Below are 16,497 nucleotides of genomic sequence, written 5' to 3'. Positions count from 1 at the left end.
TCAAATTAGGGGGGGATATTAAAAATAAAAATTAATAAAATTATTAATCTTAAAAAAAATATAATATTAATGTTAAATTAAAATAATAGTAAGAATTGGAAATTAATTTTTTAATCTCTAATTAGAATCAAACTTATGTGATTATATGAAAATTTCAAAAAAGAAACATTTGGAAATGATTTTGGAAAAAATTCCAAAACATCCAAATCCTAAGGTTGAGCTTGAACAGTATTCCACTCCTGCAGTAATAGCATCTGATCTTATATGGAATGCATATGGTATGGGTGATATCAGGGACCTTAACGTTCTTGACCTTGGATGCGGCACTGGAATCCTTGCAAGTGCATCCTCACTTATGGGTGCAAAGTTTTCATTAGGTCTTGACATTGATAGGGAATCTGTGGATTTGGCAAGAAAAAGTTTTTTTGATTTAATTAACGAAAATAAACTAAGCCATATGGATGTAGCAAATACAAATTTTATAGTTGGAGACATAAATTCATATAATTCAATAAGTGATTTATTAAATGACAGTGATGATAAAACTCTTCTAAATTTAAATAGTCTTATTGGTTTTAATGGCACTGATTTTGGTAATGCTTCATTTAAGTTTGACACCCTTATTCAAAACCCTCCATTCGGATCTCAGGAGAGGGGAAAAAGGCATGCTGACAGGAAATTTATTGACTTTGCATTAAACAGCGCTGAAATTATTTACTCATTTCATATGGCCAGTGCTGAAGAGTATATTATTGATTATGTTAGAAATCTTGGAGCAGATGTTAGTCATAAGTTGGTATACAAGTTTCCAATTCCTAAAATATATGACTTTCACACTGATGAGCAACGTATGGTTAAGGTTGTTGTTTTAAGAATTGAAAACTTTGAGTAGTATTTTTAGTCAAATTAACTGTTTTAATATTTTTTCTAAAAAATTTGTTATTTTTAAAAATCTTGTTTTTCTAAAAAGTTTCTTATTTTAAAAAATATTGATCTTTGAAAAAAATTTAGTCAAGCCTAAAAATTTTTATTTATAAACTTTTCTATTTTTTCTCACTTTCTTGCTATTTTTTTAAAGTTTATTTTACATTTTAGGAAAATATTTTCTTTTTTTCTTAAAAATTTAGATTTTTCTTTAATTTTAACAAAACATTTATATATAATAAATTTCTTAAATATTACTAATCTATATGTCTACATTATGTAATTTATAAGAAATTTTTAAATTTTTTATTATTTTTCATGATTTAAAATGGTATTATAGCATTTGTCTGATGTTTGATATCATATTTGAAGTCGTAGTTATTATGTTTTAGCTAGGGCTATCATTGTTTATTGATTCAATAGGTCAATACTTTATTAATTAATGAAAGATTATTGTCATAGATTATTATCATAATTATGACGTTATTTTAATATTATTTTAATATTATTTTATTATTATTATTTTATTATGATGCTTAGGATAATCTAGATGATTTTAGATGATTTTCAAATCTTATGATAATTTTATGATAATTTTATGAAATTATTAATGATCAAAAATTATTGATTAATAAAAGTCTCTTGATTTATAAATGCTATAAACTGGGGTTATGATTAATAAAATTCTTTTTTAATTATTTTTTTATATTTTTACTACTGAATAATTCGGTTTTAGTGCTCTTTTTCAGGCTAATACTTGATTAATCAAAATGTTTATATATAGATTTTAATATAATTATAAATATGCAAAATAATAAAGTATCAGTCTTTATACCGAATTCATTTTTAGCAGAAACTAAGGACTTAAAATTAAAAACTTCAAAAGTTGGATTAATTGGTAGGGCTTTAGCTCTGTTTGAGGTAGATGAAGTCGTTGTTTATAAAGATCTTTCAATTCCAGATAGTGAACAGACAGAGGACGGAGATTTCATAGCAGAAGTTCTTTCTTATATGGATACTCCCCAATATCTTAGAAAACAGGCTATTCCGATTAAATCTGAATTAAGACATGTTGGAATTTTGCCTCCTTTAAGAGTGCCTCATCATCCTACTTCCGAACCGGAATTAGGGGACTATAGGCAAGGGTTTACTGTCAAAAGGAACAAGAAAGGTACCTTTGTAGATATAGGTATGGATAAGTTAGCGTTTTGCAAAGAGCAGCTTACAGTAAAGAAAATATTTTCATTTAAAATTACTAAAGTTGCTAAAGAGGTAATAGTCACACCTGATGAACCAGATGACATTTACTGGGGATTTAAGACATTATCTACAAATAAAGGTCTTAAAAATAGCTTAAAATTAGTTAATCCCGATTTTGTAGTTGAAACTACAAAGTACGCAGATACAATAGATACTATTTTTAATGAATTGAAATCTAAAGTGGAAAGATCAAATCATATTGCAATTGTTTTCGGAGGTCCGTATTCTTCAATCAGTGAGAATCTGGAAAGTTCCAATTGGGAACATATTAAATTAAATACTGTCCCTAATCAAGGAACAGAAACAGTAAGGACTGAAGAAGCGGTTATTTCAACTTTAGCTATTTTCAATATACTTTAAGCTAATAGTTCATTATTAGCTTCCGCTTTTATGTAGCGTTTAATACATAATTTTTATAAATACATTAAAAAAACATATAGATATTATTTATAGCTTTAGCTATTGTTAGCTTTAGCTTTCAAGGATTTGCTTTATAATTAGACACTATAAAGTATAATAAAGTCTAGACAGCTTTATTTGTAATCTTTGAGAAGTAATCATAAACAAGTTTGAGCTTGTTTTTCATGTTTATCTAGCTTATTTAGCTTATATGCTGTTTAATTTTTGCCTCTACGGTCTATATCTAGATTTTATTAAAGTAGACTGTATGCTCAATCTAGATATTAGTAAAGTAGACTGTATGCTAAATTATTTGCTTATATATTGAATAATAAGTTTAAACAGTGTAGAATTTTAGTTGTGTTTAGTTTTAACATTGATTGAAAGAGCGAAATATGGCTATTTATTCTAAGATTTATTAATTTTGGATTTAAATTCTTAATGTCATTTATTAAGTTTTGAATTTAATTCTTAATGTTTTATAAATTTAAATTTAATTCATTAATTCAGAATTTTTAATTCATTAATTTTGAATTTTAATTTATTTATTCTGAATTTTAATTCATTAATTTTGAATTTTAATTTATTTATTCTGAATTTTAATTTTTTTATTTAAAATTTTAATTCATTAAGTTTCAAATTTAATTTATTTATTTATTAAAATTAATTTAAATGTCATTATTTATTTGTCAAATTGGTAAATCGAACTTTTTGATCTTTCATAAAGAGGTTTAAAACCAGATTTATAATGAAAGATTGTGTATGGATTTAATTATAAAAAATATTTTTAAATCTTTAAACTGATTAATTATAGGAAATTTTAAATAAAACGGAGGTATTTAATGGTAAGACATCACCAACCAAGAAAAGGTTCTGTGGCATTTAGCCCTCGTAAAAGAGTAGCTAAAGAAACTCCAAGAATCAAAGCTTGGCCAAGTAATGAAGAACCAAAACTCTTGGGTCTTGCAGGATATAAAGCTGGTATGACTCATGCAATGGTTGTAGACAATGATAAGAATTCTCCAACCAGCGGAATGGAAGTTTTCACTCCTGTAACTGTTTTGGAAGTACCGCCCCTTGTTATAATGGGTATAAGATCATACGAAAAAACTGCACATGGACTTAAAGCTATTACTGAAGTAATTGCAGATAATTTGGATGAAGAGCTTTCTAGGAAAATTACCCTTCCTAAAGACTACGATAAATCCGAAGCTATTGCAAAAATACAAGATGCTTTAGAAAAAACTGAAGACGTTAGAGTTTTAGTACATACTAACCCTAAAATGGCTAGTGTACCTAAGAAGAAACCTGAAATTTTCGAGTGTGCTCTCGGTGGAAGTTCTGCTGAAGAAAAATTAAATTATGCACTTGACTTATTAGGTGAAGAAGTAAGAGCTAGCGATATCTTTAATGAAGGACAATATGTAGACGCTATTGCAACCACCAAAGGAAAAGGAGTCCAAGGGGTTGTCAAAAGATGGAATATTAGAATTCAATACGGTAAAGCTATGAGAAGTGGAAAAGGAAGACACGTAGGTTCAATCGGTCCATGGTCCCCTGAAAGAACCATGTGGACTGTTGCACAAGCAGGTCAAATGGGATACCATAAAAGAACCGAATTCAATAAGAAAGTCTTAAAAATCGGAGACGTGTCTGAAGTGGATGCTGTAAATCCTAAAGGCGGATTCATTAGATATGGTTTAGTTAAAAACGACTATGTCTTAGTAAAAGGCTCTGTTCCAGGTCCAACTAAAAGATTAGTTATCCTTAGACAAGCTATCAGACCTAAGAAAGCTGATGAAGCAGCTCCTCAAATTAATTACATAAGCACTGCTTCCAAACAAGGTGTATAGATGGGGTTAGAAAATGAAAGTTAATGTTTATTCAATTCAAGGGGAAGTTAAAGAAGAAATAGAACTTCCTGCTATTTTTAATGAAGAATACAGACCTGACCTTATTAAAAGAGCTGTTCTTTCCGCTCAATCTGCAAGAATCCAACCTTGGGGTAATGACCCTATGGCAGGTAAAAGAACTTCTGCAGAATCCTGGGGTTCCGGTAGAGGTGCAGCAATGGTGCCAAGAATAAAAAGTGGTGCTAGAGCAGCATTCGTACCGCAAGCTATCGGTGGAAGAAAGGCTCATCCTGTTAGAGCTGAAAAGAATCATCATGAAAAAATCAACAATAAGGAAAGAAGATTTGCAATCAGATCTGCTGTTGCAGCTACCTGCGATCCGGAATTAGTTGCAGGCAGAGGTCACAAGACTGAAAATCTTGCTCAATTGCCTTTAATTGTTGAAGATGAATTGGCTACTGTCAAGAAGACTAGCGAAACCCGTGAAATCTTTAAGGCATTAGGTGTTTATGATGATGTAATCAAGGCTAAAAACAGTAAGAAAATAAGAGCTGGTAGAGGAAAAACAAGAGGACGTAAATACAAATCCGGTAAAGGACCTTTAGTTGTCGTTGCTGAAGATAAAGGCATTGGATTAGGTGCAAGAAACCACGCTGGTGTCGACATCGTTGCTGTAGACAACTTAAATGCTGAATTATTAGCACCAGGTACTCATGCTGGCAGGTTAACTATTTTTACTAAGTCCGCTGTTGAAAAATTAGGAGGATTATTCCAATAGATTCCAATGACTGCGGTTATTTAAGGAATTTATTAGATAGTTAAGAAGGTGGATATTTATGGATCCTTATGCAATTATTGTTAAACCTCATGTTACTGAGAAAACTATGAATATGATTGACCAAAACAATGAGCTTGCTTTCATTGTTAGCAGAGAGTCAACAAAAGCTCAAATCAAAAAGGCTTTTGAACAGTTATATGACCAAGAGGTATTGAGAGTAAATACTCACATCACTTCCAAAGGTTTAAAATTGGCTTACATTAAGCTCGAAGGAGAAAATGTGGCTGAAGATGTAGCTGTCAAGATGGGAGTATTCTAAGGAGGTTAAAAAATGGGAAAACGATTGATACACCAACGTAGAGGAAGAGGAACTCCTGCTCACCGTGTAGCTTCTCACAGATTTAAAGACAAAATCCAATACAGGGCATACGATGATTTGGAAAAGGAAGGCAGTATTAAAGGTAAAGTTGTAGACATTATTCACGACCCTGCAAGAACCGCTCCTATCGCTTTGGTTAAATTTGAAAATGGTGAAAAAAGACATATTTTAGCTCCTGAAAGTATTCAAATCGATGATGATATCGAATGCGGTATTTCAGCTCCTATCAGTTTCGGTAATACATTGCCTCTTGCTGAAATCCCTGAAGGTACTCCAATCTACGATATTGAAAACACCCCTGGAGACGGTGGTCGTTTCGTAAGATCATCTGGAACTTATGCTTCTTTAATTACTCATGATGCAACTCAAGCTGTTGTAGAATTACCATCTGGTGAACTTAAATCCTTTAACCCACAATGCCGTGCTAGTATCGGTGTAGTAGCTGGTGGAGGAAGAAAGGAAAAACCTTACCTCAAGGCAGGTGTCAGATGGCATGCCCTTAAAGCTAAAGGTAAGAAATCTATGACTGTTAGAGGAGTAGCAATGAACGCTGTTGATCACCCTCACGGAGGAGGTAACAGACAACACCCAGGTCGTCCAACAACTATTTCAAGACATGCGCCACCTGGAAGAAAAGTTGGTTCAATTGCAGCTAAACGTACAGGAAAAAGAAGATAGATTTAAGGAGATGTGTCATTGGCTAGAAAAATATTTAAATATAGAGGTTATACCATCGAGGAATTAAAAGAAATGTCCTTGGATGAGTTTATTGAACTTTTACCAGCAAGACAAAGAAGATCCTTAAAAAGAGGATTCTTACCAGAACAACAGTCTGTGTTGGATAAAATGAGAAAATTACAAAAACAAGATAAGAAAGGTGGAAAACCGGTAGTTGTTAGAACTCACTGCAGAGATATGGTTGTCATTCCTGAAATGGTTGGTACCACTTTCGGAATCTACAACGGCAAAGATTTCGTAGAAGTAACATTCACTCCTGAAATGTTAGGTTGTTTCTTCGGTGAATTTGCACCAACAAGACAAAGAGTTCAACACGGAGACCCTGGTATGGGTGCTACTAGATCATCAATGTTTGTACCACTTAAATAAGGAGATTAAATCATGGCTAAGAATAAATACGCTTATAATAATCCTGATGCTGATGAATCAAAAACAGCACGTGCTATGGCTAGATCCCTTAAGGTTTCTCCAAAACATTGTGTTGAGATTTGTAGTGCAATCAGAGGCATGGATGTTGTAGCAGCAAAAGCATACTTAAATGATGTTATTGATATGAAAAAGGCTGTTCCTTTCAAAAGACATAACAGAGATGTTGGTCACAGAAAAGGATTGGAAGGTTGGGCTGCTGGAAGATACCCTGTAAAGGCTTCCAAAGCTATTTTAACTGTAATTGAAAATGCGGAAGCAAATGCTGAATATAAAGGTATGGATGTGGAAAACCTTAAGATTGAACATATCTCTTCCCACAGAGGTATGGTTATCAGAGGAGCTAGACCAAGAGCTTTTGGTAGAGTAACTCCATTCAATACTCCAACTACCCATATTCAAGTCGTTTTAGTGGAGGCTGAATAATGATAGAAAAAGAGTTTGTTACAAAAGGTCTCATGAGAAACAGTATTGATGAGTACTTAGAAAAAGAACTTGAAAGAGCAGGTTACGGCGGAATGGAAATTAAGGTTACTCCTTTAGGAACCATGGTTGTCGTCTATGCTGAAAGACCTGGTATGGTAATTGGTAGAGGTGGAAAAACCGTAAGGGCAATTACCCAAAGTCTTAAGACCAAATTCAATTTGGACAACCCTCAAGTTGAAGTTAAGGAAGTGGATGTTCCTGAACTCAACGCTAGAATCATGGCTTCCAAAATAGCTAACATGCTCCAAAGAGGTATGCACTTCAGAAGAGTTGCTTACTCCACTATTCGCAGAATCATGAATTCCGGTGCACAAGGTGTTGAAGTAACCATTTCCGGTAAGATCAGAGGTTCCAGATCTGCTGTTGCCAAATTTACTGAAGGTTACATTAAAAAATGTGGTGAACCTGCAACAAGATTTGTAGATGTCGGTTTTGCAACTGCACCTTTAAAACCTGGTGTTTTAGGTATTGTTGTTAGAATCATGCCTCCTGAAGCAATCTTACCTGATAAAGTAGATATTGTTGCTCCAGTTTATGAAGAAACTGTAGAAGTAGTTGAAGATGAACCTGAAGGGGAAATCGAAGAGGAAATTGTAGAAGTTGAAGAAGATCTTGAAGAAATCGAAGATGAACTTGAGGAAATTGAGGAAGTCGAAGAGATTGAAGAGGATCTTGAAGAACTTGAAGCAACTACTGAGGAAGATGAAGAATAGATAATATTATTCTAAGATTTTTAATTTTAATAATTAATTTTAATAATTAATTTTAATAATTAATTTTAATAATTAATTTTAATTATAATTTTATTTCAAAAATTATGGTCTTAGAAAATATTAATTTACTTTTAGTGAGTTGAAATAATGGCAATTTTAAGAAGTAAGGAAATTTGGGAAATGGAAATTGAGGACATCGAGGAAAAATTGGTGGAACTCAAGGCTGAATTAGCTAAAAACGTTTCCAAAAGTGCTGCTGCAGGAATTAATGAAAATCCTGGAAAAATTAGAGAACTCAAAAGGACTATTGCTCGTGTTCTTACAATTATGAACCAAAAACAGAAGGAGAATTAAATGTCAAAAATCTGTGATGTATGTGGGCTTCCTGAGGAACTTTGTGTTTGTGAGGAAATCGCTAGGGAAGTACAAGCTGTAAAAGTATATACAGTTAGAAGAAGATTTGGAAAACTTATGACTATTGTCGAAGGAATAGATGAACATGATATAGATATTAAGGAACTTACTAAAACTCTTAAGGCTAAATGTGCCTGTGGCGGTACCGCCAAAAAGGGTCAAATTGAACTTCAAGGAGACCATAAGGTAAGAGTTAAAGAGGTTTTATCTGAATTGGGATTCTCTTCCGACACTATTGAAATCAGAGATTCTGATAAAAAATACAATAAGAGAAGAAGACGTTAATTTAAGTTTGATCTTTAATTCACATACAGAGGCTTAGAATGATAAGCTTTAAGAATATATTCTATCATGAATTAATTGGATTGGAACTTAAAGTTGTTGACAGTTTGAATAAATCTTTAATTGGACTTAGCGGTATTGTTGTTGATGAAACAAGGAATACCTTATTGATTGAACAAAAATTTGATTTGAATGAAGATTCAAGTTTAAATTCTGATTTGAATGGAAAATGTTCTGACTTGAATAAAGATTCTGATTTGAATAAAAAAGGTTCTGACTTGAATAAAAAAGATTTAAATAAAAATTTAAGTTCTAATCATAAAAATACAAAGTTAATTCAGAAAGATGTTTCTATATTTCAATTCAAGGTTCCGGATGGAACCATAGTTGAAATTGATGGTAAAATATTGTTGAATCGTCCTGAAGATAGGATAAAGAAAAGATATAAAAAAATTTAATGGTGATAAAATGGTTGGTCTTAATGTTAAGGAACCAGAAACTAAATGTGATGATCCTAACTGCCCTTTCCATGGTAAATTATCTGTTAGAGGACAAGTCCTTGAAGGAGTTGTTACTACAAATAAAGCAGAAAGGACTATTACTGTAGAACGTAGTTTCTACAAGTTCATTAGAAAATATGAAAGATATGAAAAGAGGAAATCAAGAATTAATGTTCACAAACCTGATTGTCTTGATGTTGAAATCGGTGACTCTGTAAAAATTGCAGAATGCAGACCTTTAAGTAAAACTAAACACTTTGTTTTAGTTGAAGTAAAAGGAGATAATTAAAATGAAACCTACTACATCTAGTGTAACCAAAGCTTTGCCTATTGGCGCTAGACTTCAATGTGTCGATAACACCGGTGCCCGTGAAATCGAAATCATTTCCGTAAAAGGTTTTAAGGGTGTTCGCAGGAGACTTGACGTAGCTGGTGTAGGTGACATGGTTGTCGCTTCAGTTAAGAAAGGAACTGCTGACATGAGAAGAGAAGTTGTAAACGCTGTAGTTGTAAGGCAGAAAAAAGAATTTAGACGTGCTGATGGTCTTCGTGTAAAATTCGAAGATAACGCTGCAGTTATCATTACTCCTGAAGGTCTATTGAAAGGTTCTGAAATCAGAGGACCTGTTGCTAAGGAAGCAGCTGACAAATGGCCTAGTGTAGGTAGTGCTGCAAGCATTTTAATATAAGTTTATGGTGATTAAATGTCAATTCAACCAAGAAAACAAAGAAAAGCTCTCTACACTGCTCCTTTACACATCCGTCGTAAAATCATGAGTGCTAATTTAAGCAAGGATTTAAGAGCAGATATTGGTAAAAGATCTTTACCTATTAAAGTGGGAGACAAAGTTCAAGTTGTACGTGGAGACTTTAAGGGTCACGAAGGAAAAGTTGAAGCTGTTGATGCTAAAAGATACAAGGTTACCGTTGAAGGCGTTACATTAAGCAAACCTGACGGAAACGCTGTATTGCTTCCTATTCATCCATCCAACTTGATGATTATTGAAGCTGATTTAGACGATGAGAGAAGATTATAAGGAGGAATAAAATGGCAAAAATGGGATCTAGAAAGCATCTTAAAAGATTCAAAGCACCTAAAAGTTGGCCTATTCATCCAAAAGAAGACACTTGGACAGTAAAGCCTGCTCCAGGTTCTCACGCAATTGAAGATTCATTACCTTTACTTGTTATTATCAGAGATATCTTGAAAATCGCGGATAACTCAAGAGAAGCAAAAAGATTAATCAATACTGGTAATGTTTTAATTGATGGAAGAGCTAAAAAAGATTATAAATTCCCTGTAGGATTTATGGATGTTTTATCTATTCCAAAAACCGGTGAAAATTACAGAATCCTTTTAGACACTAAAGGAAGATTAACTTTACACCCTGTTTCTGGAGAAGATGCAGAATACAAATTAGCTAAAATTTTAAACAAATCTACTATCAAAGGTGGAAAAACCCAATTAAATCTCCACGATGGTAGAAATGTAATTGTTGAAGAAGATAGTTACTCTTCATTTGATGTAATCTGTTTAGGCATTCCTGAACAGGAAATCAAGGAAAACTTTGCTTTCGGTGAAGGTTCAACCGTACTTGTTACAGGGGGTAAACACACCGGTGAATTAGGTAAGGTTAAAGAGGTAATTGTAGACAAATCTTCCAAACCAAATACCGTAATTATTGAAAAGGCTAATAACGATACTTTCTTAACTTTAAAAGAGTATGCATTTGTTATTGGTAATGATGAACCTGCTATTGACTTATTGGAGGTTAATCAATGAACCCAATGAATGAAGTAGTTATAGCAAAGGCTACCATCAACATCGGTGTCGGTGAAGCTGGTGAAAAATTATCCAGAGCTATGACCCTTTTGGAAAACATGACTGGTCAACAACCTGTCAAAACCTATTCCAAGGTTACAAATCCTGAATTCGGTATTAGAAAAAGACAACCTATTGCTTGTAAGGTAACTCTCCGTGGAGAAAGAGCTGAAAAAGCAATCAAAATGGTTTTAGACGGTATTAATAATAAATTAAGACCTAGTCAATTTGATGCACAAGGTAACGTTTCTTTCGGTATTAGAGAACATATTGATATTCCTGGAATGAGATATGACCCTGACATTGGTATTTTCGGTATGAACTTATCCATTACCTTTGAAAAACCAGGTTACAGGATTAAAAGAAGAAAAATCCAGAAGAAATCTATTCCAAAAAGACACAGAATCACTCCTGAAGAAACCATGAAATTTATGGAAGAAAACTTCCAAGTTACTATTGCTGAAGAGGAATACTAACTGATATATTATTGTTGATAAAGGTGATTATGTTGCCAAGAAAATATGGAAAAGCAGCAAAAAAATGTAGCCGTTGTGGAGACCACTCTGCTATGATCAGCAGATATGGACTCAACTTATGCAGGCAATGTTTTAGAGAAATTGCTCCTAAAATAGGATTTAAAAAATACAATTAGAAAAGGTGACTATTATGACTCTTATGGATCCTCTTGCAGATGCTTTAACAAACATCAGAAATAATGAACGTCAAGTAAATGACAGCTGTATTATTTCTCCTGCATCCAAATTAATTGGACGTGTTTTAAGCACCATGCAAAAAGAGAATTATATAGGTGAATTTGAATTTATAGATGACAACAGGGCTGGAAAATTCCAAGTTGAATTGGAAGGTAACATCAACCAATGTGGTGTAATCAAGCCTCGTCATGCTGTAAAGAAAGATGAATTCGAGAAATTTGAGAAAAGATATTTGCCGGCAAAGAATTTCGGTATCTTGATTGTAACCACTCCTGAAGGTATTATGACCCACAGGGAAGCTAAGGAAAGAGGTATCGGCGGACGTTTGTTGGCTTACATGTATTAGGTGATTAAATATGGTATTAGCTGCAGCTATAAGGGAAGAAATTGAAATCCCTGAAGGCGTTGAAGTTATAATTGGTGATGAAGTTTCTGTAAAAGGACCTAACGGTGAAACTTCTAGAAAATTTACTTATCCTAATGTAACTATTACAAAAGAAGATAATCTTATTGTTCTTGAAACTGCATTCCCTAAGAAAAAGGATAAATCCATGATTGGAACTACAAGAGCTCACATTCAAAATATGATTACCGGTGTAACAGATGGTTTCACTTATCATATGAAAATCGTATTCGCTCACTTTCCAATGACCGTAAAGGCTCAAGGGGATAAGGTAAGCATTGAAAACTTTATCGGTGAAAGACATCCTAGATCTGCAAAAATTGTTGGAGATGCTAAAGTTCAAGTTAAAGGTGATGAAGTAATCATTACCGGTATTAACAAGGAAGATGTCGGACAAACTATGGCTAACTTAGAGCAAGCTACTAAAATCAGAGGAAAAGACCCTAGAGTATTCCAAGATGGTATTTACTTAACCAGCAGAGAATAATTTGGTAGTTTATGAATTAATAGTTATATGGTGATTTTAATGAGTAAACAATTTAAAAGACAAGAATATGCTCGTTATAAAAAATTAGGTACCAAATGGAGACGTCCAAGAGGTAAAACTAGTAAAATGAGAAGATACGAAGCAGGAAAACCTGCAATGCCATCCATTGGTTATCGTACTCCTAGAGCAACTAGATACTTACATCCATCTGGATACAAAGATGTTCTTGTTCACAACATGAAAGAATTAGAAGCTATTGACAGCGAAACTGAAGCTGCAAGAATCAGTGCTTCTATTGGTAAACGTAAAAAACAATTGATGTTGGAAAAAGCATCAGAATTAGGAATTAAAGTTTTAAACAAACAAATTTAATTTCAAGATCGAATGAAATTGAAATTGATTAGGCATTCTAGAAACTGGGATGCTTTATGAGAAAATTTGGAATTAATGTTTTAGACATTTTTAAACTTAAGATGTTTTGAAAGTTAATTTGGTTTAAGATAAAAAAAATATTTTATTTGTATTAAAAAAATTTGAAAAATTTTGAATTTTTCATTATTAGATGATTAAACATGAAGTTTTTTCATTTCCTTAAATTTGTAGAAATTTAATTTAAATTTGATTAAATATTTATTATTTAAAATAATAATTATGAGTTTACAAGGCTTACTTATAGGAAAATTAGGGGCTTTATATAGAGTTGGTAAGGGATTATTGAATACGTCTTTAACCTCATGCCACAACCTATGTAATATTTGATTCCAATTTCCGCACTTAAGTAAATCGGAAATATGTTTAGAAAAAGAAATTATTAATAAATATTATTTGCATAATATTTTGGTTTTTAAATTAAAAAAAAATTAAAATTTTATATTTTAAATTTTAATATTAATTAATTAAAATTAATCAGATTAGGATTTTAAATTTTAAAAACCTGGAAATCCATTTGTATGGGTTTAGGAATCCATTTTCTTATTAAGAGCTAAAAATTAAATTAATAAAGTTAAAATTGAAGGGAAACTTGAAGAAATTTTATATTCAAGTTTATCAGCTAACTAAAATGGAGGATTATTAATGAATCTTACTACACAAAGAAGATTAGCTGCTAGTATACTTAAAGTTGGAGTAAACCGTGTATGGATAGACCCAGAACAAGTAGAAGAAGTTTCTAGAGCTATCACAAGAGACGGTGTTAGACAACTTATAGATCAAGGTATTATTAAAGCTAGACCACAAACTGGTATTAGTAGCTACAGATCTAAAAAAATCAAAGAGCAAAAGAAAAAAGGTAAACGTAAAGGAAGAGGTAGTGTTAAAGGAGCTAAAAACGCTCGTACTCCTAAAAAACAAGTTTGGATGAAAACTATCCGTGCTTTAAGAACTGACTTAAAAGAAATGAGAGACGCTGGTGAAATTGACCCTACTACCTACCGTAAATTATACAAGATGGCAAAAGGTGGAGCTTTCAGAAGTAAATCTTACATGAAAACTTACGCAAGAGACCATGATTTAATTAAATAGGAGGAATGGACTTGGCAAGCGGATCAAATTATAAAGTGGCATTCAGAAGAAGAAGAGAAGGTAAAACTGACTATGCCGCTAGAATGAAATTAGTCGATGTAAATAAATCCAGATTAGTTGTAAGAATTTCTAATGCTAATGTAATTGTTCAAGTTATTAACGTTGGTAAAAACGGAGACGAAACCGTTGTATCAGCTCACAGTAAAGAATTAAATAAATTAGGTTGGTTAGCAGGAAATAAAAACACTAGTGCTGTTTATTTAACTGCATACTTATGTGGTAAAAAAGCTGTTGCTGCAGGTGTTGAATATGCTATTGCAGACATTGGTTTAAAATCTCCTATTAAAGGATCCAAAGTATTTGCAGCTGTAAAAGGTGCAGCAGATGCTGGTTTAGAAGTTCCTTATGGTGAATCTATCATTCCTGGTGAAGATAGAATTAACGGTGAACACATTGCAGAATATGCAGAATTACTTGATGAAGATGAACTTAATAAAAAATTCTCTCAATATTTAGCAAGAGGTCTTCAACCTACTGATTTACCTCAACACTTTGAAGAGATTAAAAATAAAATTGATGAGGCTGAAGTATGAGCTTTAATATGGATGAATGGGAACCTAAAACCAAATTAGGTCAAGATGTTAAAGACGGTATTGTAACCGATATCGATGAAATTTTTGAAAAAGGTCTCCCTATAATGGAATTGGAAATTGTTGATGCATTGCTTCCTGACTTGGAAGAAGAAGTCATGGACGTAAACTTAGTTCAAAGAATGCACAAATCTGGTAGAAAAGTTAACTTTAGAGTAATTGTTGCTGTAGGTAACAAAAACGGTTACGTAGGTTTAGGACAAGGCAAGGCTAGAGAAGTAGGTCCTGCTATCAGAAAAGCTGTAGATAATGCTAAATATAACATTATTAAAGTAAGAAGAGGCTGTGGAGACTGGGGTTGTGTCTGTGGAAGACAACACACAGTTCCATTCAAGGTAACAGGTAAGGCAAGCAGTGTAAACGTAACCTTAAGGCCGGCTCCTGCAGGTGTAGGATTAGCTATTGGTGATGTAGGTAAAACTATCCTTTCCCTTGCCGGTATTAAGGATGTATGGTCTCAAGCAAGCGGTCAAACCCAAACTACCGTAAACTTTGCTAATGCAGTCTTTGAAGCACTTAAGGAAGCAAGCAGAATGAAGGCCAGTGAACAAGACCTTAAAAATATGGGAGTAATTCAATAAACGGTGGTATCATGTATTTGGTTATTAGAGTAAGAGGTACTACTGGTGTTATTCAAAGCATTGCTAGTACTTTAGAAATGTTAAGACTTCATAAAATCAGTCATGCTGTATTGGTTGAAGAAAACCCAAGTTACAAAGGTATGCTTCAAAAAGCAAAAGATTACATCACTTGGGGAGAAGTTGATGTAGAAACTGTTACAGAGCTTATTGAAAAGAGAGGAAGATTAGTCGGTGGAGACCGTATTACTGAAGAATACTTAAAGGAAAACACTGATTACTCTACTTTTGAAGAATTGGCTAATGCATTAATGAGCGCTGAAATCAAAGCTCAAGATATTAATATGAAACCTGTATTCCGTCTTCACCCTCCTAGAAAAGGATATGAAGGAATTAGACATTCTGTAAATGAAGGTGGATCCTTAGGTTACAGAGGCGAAGATATTAATAATCTTGCAAAAAGAATGGCTTAAGGGTGGTTTGTATGATTAGAAAAACTAAAAAAATCAATAAGATGAGAGGTTCCAGATCTAATGGTGGAGGCTCTGTCAAAAGGAGAAGAGGTGCTGGTAACAAAGGTGGTAAAGGTAAAGCTGGAGCTGGAAAACACCACTGGTCTACCACTGTAATCGTAAACAAGAATTACTTCGGTAAACACGGTTTCAAAAGACCTCAAAAAACTATCCACAAATCATATCCTGTTAACTTAAACTTCTTGAATGACAAGGCTGAAGAGTTCCTTGAAAAAGGAATCGCTACCAAAGACGAAGATGACGTAATTGTTATTGACGTAACTGAATTAGGTTACAATAAAGTTTTAGCTACTGGTTCCTTGGACATTCCTATTGTTGTTAAATCTCCTGCTTTCTCAGAAGCTGCTATTGAAAAAATAGAAGAAGCTGGCGGAGAAGCAGTAGAAATATAAGTTAATGGAATTTTATAATAAACTTTTTTAAGTTTATTATTTTTTCTTTTTTTATTTAATCAAATTATTTTTATTATTTTAAGTTTTAATTTTTTAGTTTATTGTTCTTTTTTATTAATTTTAATTAATTTTAATTAATTTTAAATAATTTTAATTAATTTTTATTAATTTCTATTAATTTTAATTATTTATTTTTAATTTTAATTAATTTTAATTAATTTTTATTAATTTTTATTAATTTTTATT

The 16,497-nt window shown here is 32.6% G+C and carries 26 protein-coding genes and 1 pseudogene; all 27 read left to right on the top strand.

What is annotated here, in order from left to right; all coding sequences use genetic code 11:
* Positions 1 to 145: 145 nt before the first annotated feature.
* The 27 genes and pseudogenes from Q0138_RS00550 to Q0138_RS00425 all read left to right on the top strand — a co-directional run bounded on the left by Q0138_RS00550 (position 146) and on the right by Q0138_RS00425 (position 16,251).
* Positions 146 to 892, top strand: coding sequence for an METTL5 family protein (locus tag Q0138_RS00550; RefSeq protein ID WP_297979451.1), 747 nt, complete (start codon positions 146 to 148; stop codon positions 890 to 892).
* An 836-nt stretch (positions 893 to 1,728) separates the two neighbouring features.
* The gene (locus Q0138_RS00545; RefSeq protein WP_297979448.1) at positions 1,729 to 2,544 is read left to right on the top strand and encodes a putative RNA uridine N3 methyltransferase; all 816 of its coding nucleotides are present in this window, start codon (positions 1,729 to 1,731) and stop codon (positions 2,542 to 2,544) included.
* 881 nt (positions 2,545 to 3,425) lie between these two features.
* Positions 3,426 to 4,436: a 50S ribosomal protein L3 gene (gene rpl3p / locus Q0138_RS00540; protein WP_297979445.1), complete on the top strand. Its 1,011-nt coding sequence runs from the start codon at positions 3,426 to 3,428 to the stop codon at positions 4,434 to 4,436.
* 13 nt (positions 4,437 to 4,449) lie between these two features.
* Positions 4,450 to 5,214 carry a 50S ribosomal protein L4 gene (gene rpl4p / locus Q0138_RS00535; RefSeq protein WP_297979442.1) on the top strand — a complete coding sequence of 255 codons (765 nt, stop codon included), beginning with the start codon at positions 4,450 to 4,452 and terminating at the stop codon, positions 5,212 to 5,214.
* 58 nt (positions 5,215 to 5,272) lie between these two features.
* Positions 5,273 to 5,533 (top strand): 50S ribosomal protein L23, encoded by a 261-nt coding sequence (locus Q0138_RS00530; protein WP_297979439.1) that lies wholly within the window; start codon positions 5,273 to 5,275, stop codon positions 5,531 to 5,533.
* 12 nt (positions 5,534 to 5,545) lie between these two features.
* Positions 5,546 to 6,271 (top strand): 50S ribosomal protein L2, encoded by a 726-nt coding sequence (locus Q0138_RS00525; RefSeq protein ID WP_297979437.1) that lies wholly within the window; start codon positions 5,546 to 5,548, stop codon positions 6,269 to 6,271.
* An 18-nt stretch (positions 6,272 to 6,289) separates the two neighbouring features.
* Positions 6,290 to 6,700: a 30S ribosomal protein S19 gene (gene rpsS / locus Q0138_RS00520; protein ID WP_297979434.1), complete on the top strand. Its 411-nt coding sequence runs from the start codon at positions 6,290 to 6,292 to the stop codon at positions 6,698 to 6,700.
* Positions 6,701 to 6,712: 12 nt separating this feature from the next.
* Positions 6,713 to 7,183 (top strand): 50S ribosomal protein L22, encoded by a 471-nt coding sequence (locus Q0138_RS00515; RefSeq protein WP_297979431.1) that lies wholly within the window; start codon positions 6,713 to 6,715, stop codon positions 7,181 to 7,183.
* Positions 7,183 to 7,956, top strand: a complete 774-nt coding sequence (locus tag Q0138_RS00510) for a 30S ribosomal protein S3 (RefSeq protein ID WP_297979428.1) — start codon at positions 7,183 to 7,185, stop codon at positions 7,954 to 7,956. The genes Q0138_RS00515 and Q0138_RS00510 overlap by 1 nt, the downstream gene beginning before the upstream one ends.
* Positions 7,957 to 8,103: 147 nt before the next feature.
* Positions 8,104 to 8,310 carry a 50S ribosomal protein L29 gene (gene rpmC / locus Q0138_RS00505; RefSeq protein WP_297979424.1) on the top strand — a complete coding sequence of 69 codons (207 nt, stop codon included), beginning with the start codon at positions 8,104 to 8,106 and terminating at the stop codon, positions 8,308 to 8,310.
* Positions 8,311 to 8,655, top strand: coding sequence for a stress response translation initiation inhibitor YciH (gene yciH / locus Q0138_RS00500; protein ID WP_297979421.1), 345 nt, complete (start codon positions 8,311 to 8,313; stop codon positions 8,653 to 8,655).
* A 38-nt stretch (positions 8,656 to 8,693) separates the two neighbouring features.
* Positions 8,694 to 8,822 (top strand): annotated as a pseudogene (locus Q0138_RS09310) (ribonuclease P protein subunit); the annotation flags it as partial.
* Positions 8,820 to 9,110 carry a ribonuclease P protein subunit gene (locus Q0138_RS00495; RefSeq protein WP_346662256.1) on the top strand — a complete coding sequence of 97 codons (291 nt, stop codon included), beginning with the start codon at positions 8,820 to 8,822 and terminating at the stop codon, positions 9,108 to 9,110. The pseudogene Q0138_RS09310 and the gene Q0138_RS00495, both read left to right, overlap by 3 nt.
* Before the next feature lie 10 nt (positions 9,111 to 9,120).
* Entirely contained in the window at positions 9,121 to 9,441 is a 321-nt protein-coding gene (locus Q0138_RS00490; RefSeq protein ID WP_297979414.1) for a 30S ribosomal protein S17, read from the top strand.
* 1 nt (position 9,442) lies between these two features.
* Complete coding sequence (locus Q0138_RS00485) at positions 9,443 to 9,841, top strand: 50S ribosomal protein L14 (RefSeq protein WP_297979412.1); 399 nt, start codon at positions 9,443 to 9,445, stop codon at positions 9,839 to 9,841.
* Between the two features lie 15 nt (positions 9,842 to 9,856).
* Positions 9,857 to 10,189, top strand: a complete 333-nt coding sequence (gene rplX / locus Q0138_RS00480; protein ID WP_297979408.1) for a 50S ribosomal protein L24 — start codon at positions 9,857 to 9,859, stop codon at positions 10,187 to 10,189.
* An 11-nt stretch (positions 10,190 to 10,200) separates the two neighbouring features.
* Positions 10,201 to 10,935, top strand: coding sequence for a 30S ribosomal protein S4e (locus Q0138_RS00475; protein ID WP_297979406.1), 735 nt, complete (start codon positions 10,201 to 10,203; stop codon positions 10,933 to 10,935).
* Entirely contained in the window at positions 10,932 to 11,450 is a 519-nt protein-coding gene (locus Q0138_RS00470) for a 50S ribosomal protein L5 (RefSeq protein WP_297979403.1), read from the top strand. Before Q0138_RS00475 ends, Q0138_RS00470 begins: the two co-directional genes overlap by 4 nt.
* 23 nt (positions 11,451 to 11,473) lie before the next feature.
* Positions 11,474 to 11,626: a 30S ribosomal protein S14 gene (locus Q0138_RS00465; protein WP_297979400.1), complete on the top strand. Its 153-nt coding sequence runs from the start codon at positions 11,474 to 11,476 to the stop codon at positions 11,624 to 11,626.
* A 14-nt stretch (positions 11,627 to 11,640) separates the two neighbouring features.
* Complete coding sequence (locus tag Q0138_RS00460) at positions 11,641 to 12,033, top strand: 30S ribosomal protein S8 (RefSeq protein ID WP_297979397.1); 393 nt, start codon at positions 11,641 to 11,643, stop codon at positions 12,031 to 12,033.
* A gap of 10 nt (positions 12,034 to 12,043) precedes the next feature.
* Positions 12,044 to 12,577: a 50S ribosomal protein L6 gene (locus tag Q0138_RS00455; protein ID WP_297979395.1), complete on the top strand. Its 534-nt coding sequence runs from the start codon at positions 12,044 to 12,046 to the stop codon at positions 12,575 to 12,577.
* A gap of 39 nt (positions 12,578 to 12,616) precedes the next feature.
* Complete coding sequence (locus Q0138_RS00450) at positions 12,617 to 12,949, top strand: 50S ribosomal protein L32e (RefSeq protein WP_297979391.1); 333 nt, start codon at positions 12,617 to 12,619, stop codon at positions 12,947 to 12,949.
* Between the two features lie 702 nt (positions 12,950 to 13,651).
* Entirely contained in the window at positions 13,652 to 14,098 is a 447-nt protein-coding gene (locus Q0138_RS00445) for a 50S ribosomal protein L19e (protein WP_297979388.1), read from the top strand.
* A gap of 11 nt (positions 14,099 to 14,109) precedes the next feature.
* Complete coding sequence (locus Q0138_RS00440; protein ID WP_297979386.1) at positions 14,110 to 14,691, top strand: 50S ribosomal protein L18; 582 nt, start codon at positions 14,110 to 14,112, stop codon at positions 14,689 to 14,691.
* The gene (rpsE, locus tag Q0138_RS00435; RefSeq protein WP_297979383.1) at positions 14,688 to 15,329 is read left to right on the top strand and encodes a 30S ribosomal protein S5; all 642 of its coding nucleotides are present in this window, start codon (positions 14,688 to 14,690) and stop codon (positions 15,327 to 15,329) included. The genes Q0138_RS00440 and rpsE overlap by 4 nt, the downstream gene beginning before the upstream one ends.
* A gap of 11 nt (positions 15,330 to 15,340) precedes the next feature.
* Complete coding sequence (locus tag Q0138_RS00430) at positions 15,341 to 15,799, top strand: 50S ribosomal protein L30 (protein WP_297979380.1); 459 nt, start codon at positions 15,341 to 15,343, stop codon at positions 15,797 to 15,799.
* 11 nt (positions 15,800 to 15,810) lie between these two features.
* Complete coding sequence (locus tag Q0138_RS00425) at positions 15,811 to 16,251, top strand: uL15m family ribosomal protein (protein ID WP_297979376.1); 441 nt, start codon at positions 15,811 to 15,813, stop codon at positions 16,249 to 16,251.
* Positions 16,252 to 16,497 lie beyond the last annotated feature (246 nt).

It is taken from the genome of uncultured Methanobrevibacter sp., assembly GCF_937906425.1.
Lineage (GTDB): Archaea > Methanobacteriota > Methanobacteria > Methanobacteriales > Methanobacteriaceae > Methanobrevibacter.
This window is presented reverse-complemented; position numbering and strand designations above follow the sequence as displayed.

Coding starts and splice junctions, on each gene's coding strand:
- Q0138_RS00550 (WP_297979451.1), top strand. CDS start 146: ATGAAAATTTCAAAAAAGAAACATTTGGAAATGATTTTGGAAAAAATT.
- Q0138_RS00545 (WP_297979448.1), top strand. CDS start 1,729: ATGCAAAATAATAAAGTATCAGTCTTTATACCGAATTCATTTTTAGCA.
- rpl3p (WP_297979445.1), top strand. CDS start 3,426: ATGGTAAGACATCACCAACCAAGAAAAGGTTCTGTGGCATTTAGCCCT.
- rpl4p (WP_297979442.1), top strand. CDS start 4,450: ATGAAAGTTAATGTTTATTCAATTCAAGGGGAAGTTAAAGAAGAAATA.
- Q0138_RS00530 (WP_297979439.1), top strand. CDS start 5,273: ATGGATCCTTATGCAATTATTGTTAAACCTCATGTTACTGAGAAAACT.
- Q0138_RS00525 (WP_297979437.1), top strand. CDS start 5,546: ATGGGAAAACGATTGATACACCAACGTAGAGGAAGAGGAACTCCTGCT.
- Q0138_RS00515 (WP_297979431.1), top strand. CDS start 6,713: ATGGCTAAGAATAAATACGCTTATAATAATCCTGATGCTGATGAATCA.
- Q0138_RS00510 (WP_297979428.1), top strand. CDS start 7,183: ATGATAGAAAAAGAGTTTGTTACAAAAGGTCTCATGAGAAACAGTATT.
- rpmC (WP_297979424.1), top strand. CDS start 8,104: ATGGCAATTTTAAGAAGTAAGGAAATTTGGGAAATGGAAATTGAGGAC.
- yciH (WP_297979421.1), top strand. CDS start 8,311: ATGTCAAAAATCTGTGATGTATGTGGGCTTCCTGAGGAACTTTGTGTT.
- Q0138_RS00490 (WP_297979414.1), top strand. CDS start 9,121: ATGGTTGGTCTTAATGTTAAGGAACCAGAAACTAAATGTGATGATCCT.
- Q0138_RS00485 (WP_297979412.1), top strand. CDS start 9,443: ATGAAACCTACTACATCTAGTGTAACCAAAGCTTTGCCTATTGGCGCT.
- rplX (WP_297979408.1), top strand. CDS start 9,857: ATGTCAATTCAACCAAGAAAACAAAGAAAAGCTCTCTACACTGCTCCT.
- Q0138_RS00475 (WP_297979406.1), top strand. CDS start 10,201: ATGGCAAAAATGGGATCTAGAAAGCATCTTAAAAGATTCAAAGCACCT.
- Q0138_RS00470 (WP_297979403.1), top strand. CDS start 10,932: ATGAACCCAATGAATGAAGTAGTTATAGCAAAGGCTACCATCAACATC.
- Q0138_RS00460 (WP_297979397.1), top strand. CDS start 11,641: ATGACTCTTATGGATCCTCTTGCAGATGCTTTAACAAACATCAGAAAT.
- Q0138_RS00455 (WP_297979395.1), top strand. CDS start 12,044: ATGGTATTAGCTGCAGCTATAAGGGAAGAAATTGAAATCCCTGAAGGC.
- Q0138_RS00450 (WP_297979391.1), top strand. CDS start 12,617: ATGAGTAAACAATTTAAAAGACAAGAATATGCTCGTTATAAAAAATTA.
- Q0138_RS00445 (WP_297979388.1), top strand. CDS start 13,652: ATGAATCTTACTACACAAAGAAGATTAGCTGCTAGTATACTTAAAGTT.
- rpsE (WP_297979383.1), top strand. CDS start 14,688: ATGAGCTTTAATATGGATGAATGGGAACCTAAAACCAAATTAGGTCAA.
- Q0138_RS00430 (WP_297979380.1), top strand. CDS start 15,341: ATGTATTTGGTTATTAGAGTAAGAGGTACTACTGGTGTTATTCAAAGC.
- Q0138_RS00425 (WP_297979376.1), top strand. CDS start 15,811: ATGATTAGAAAAACTAAAAAAATCAATAAGATGAGAGGTTCCAGATCT.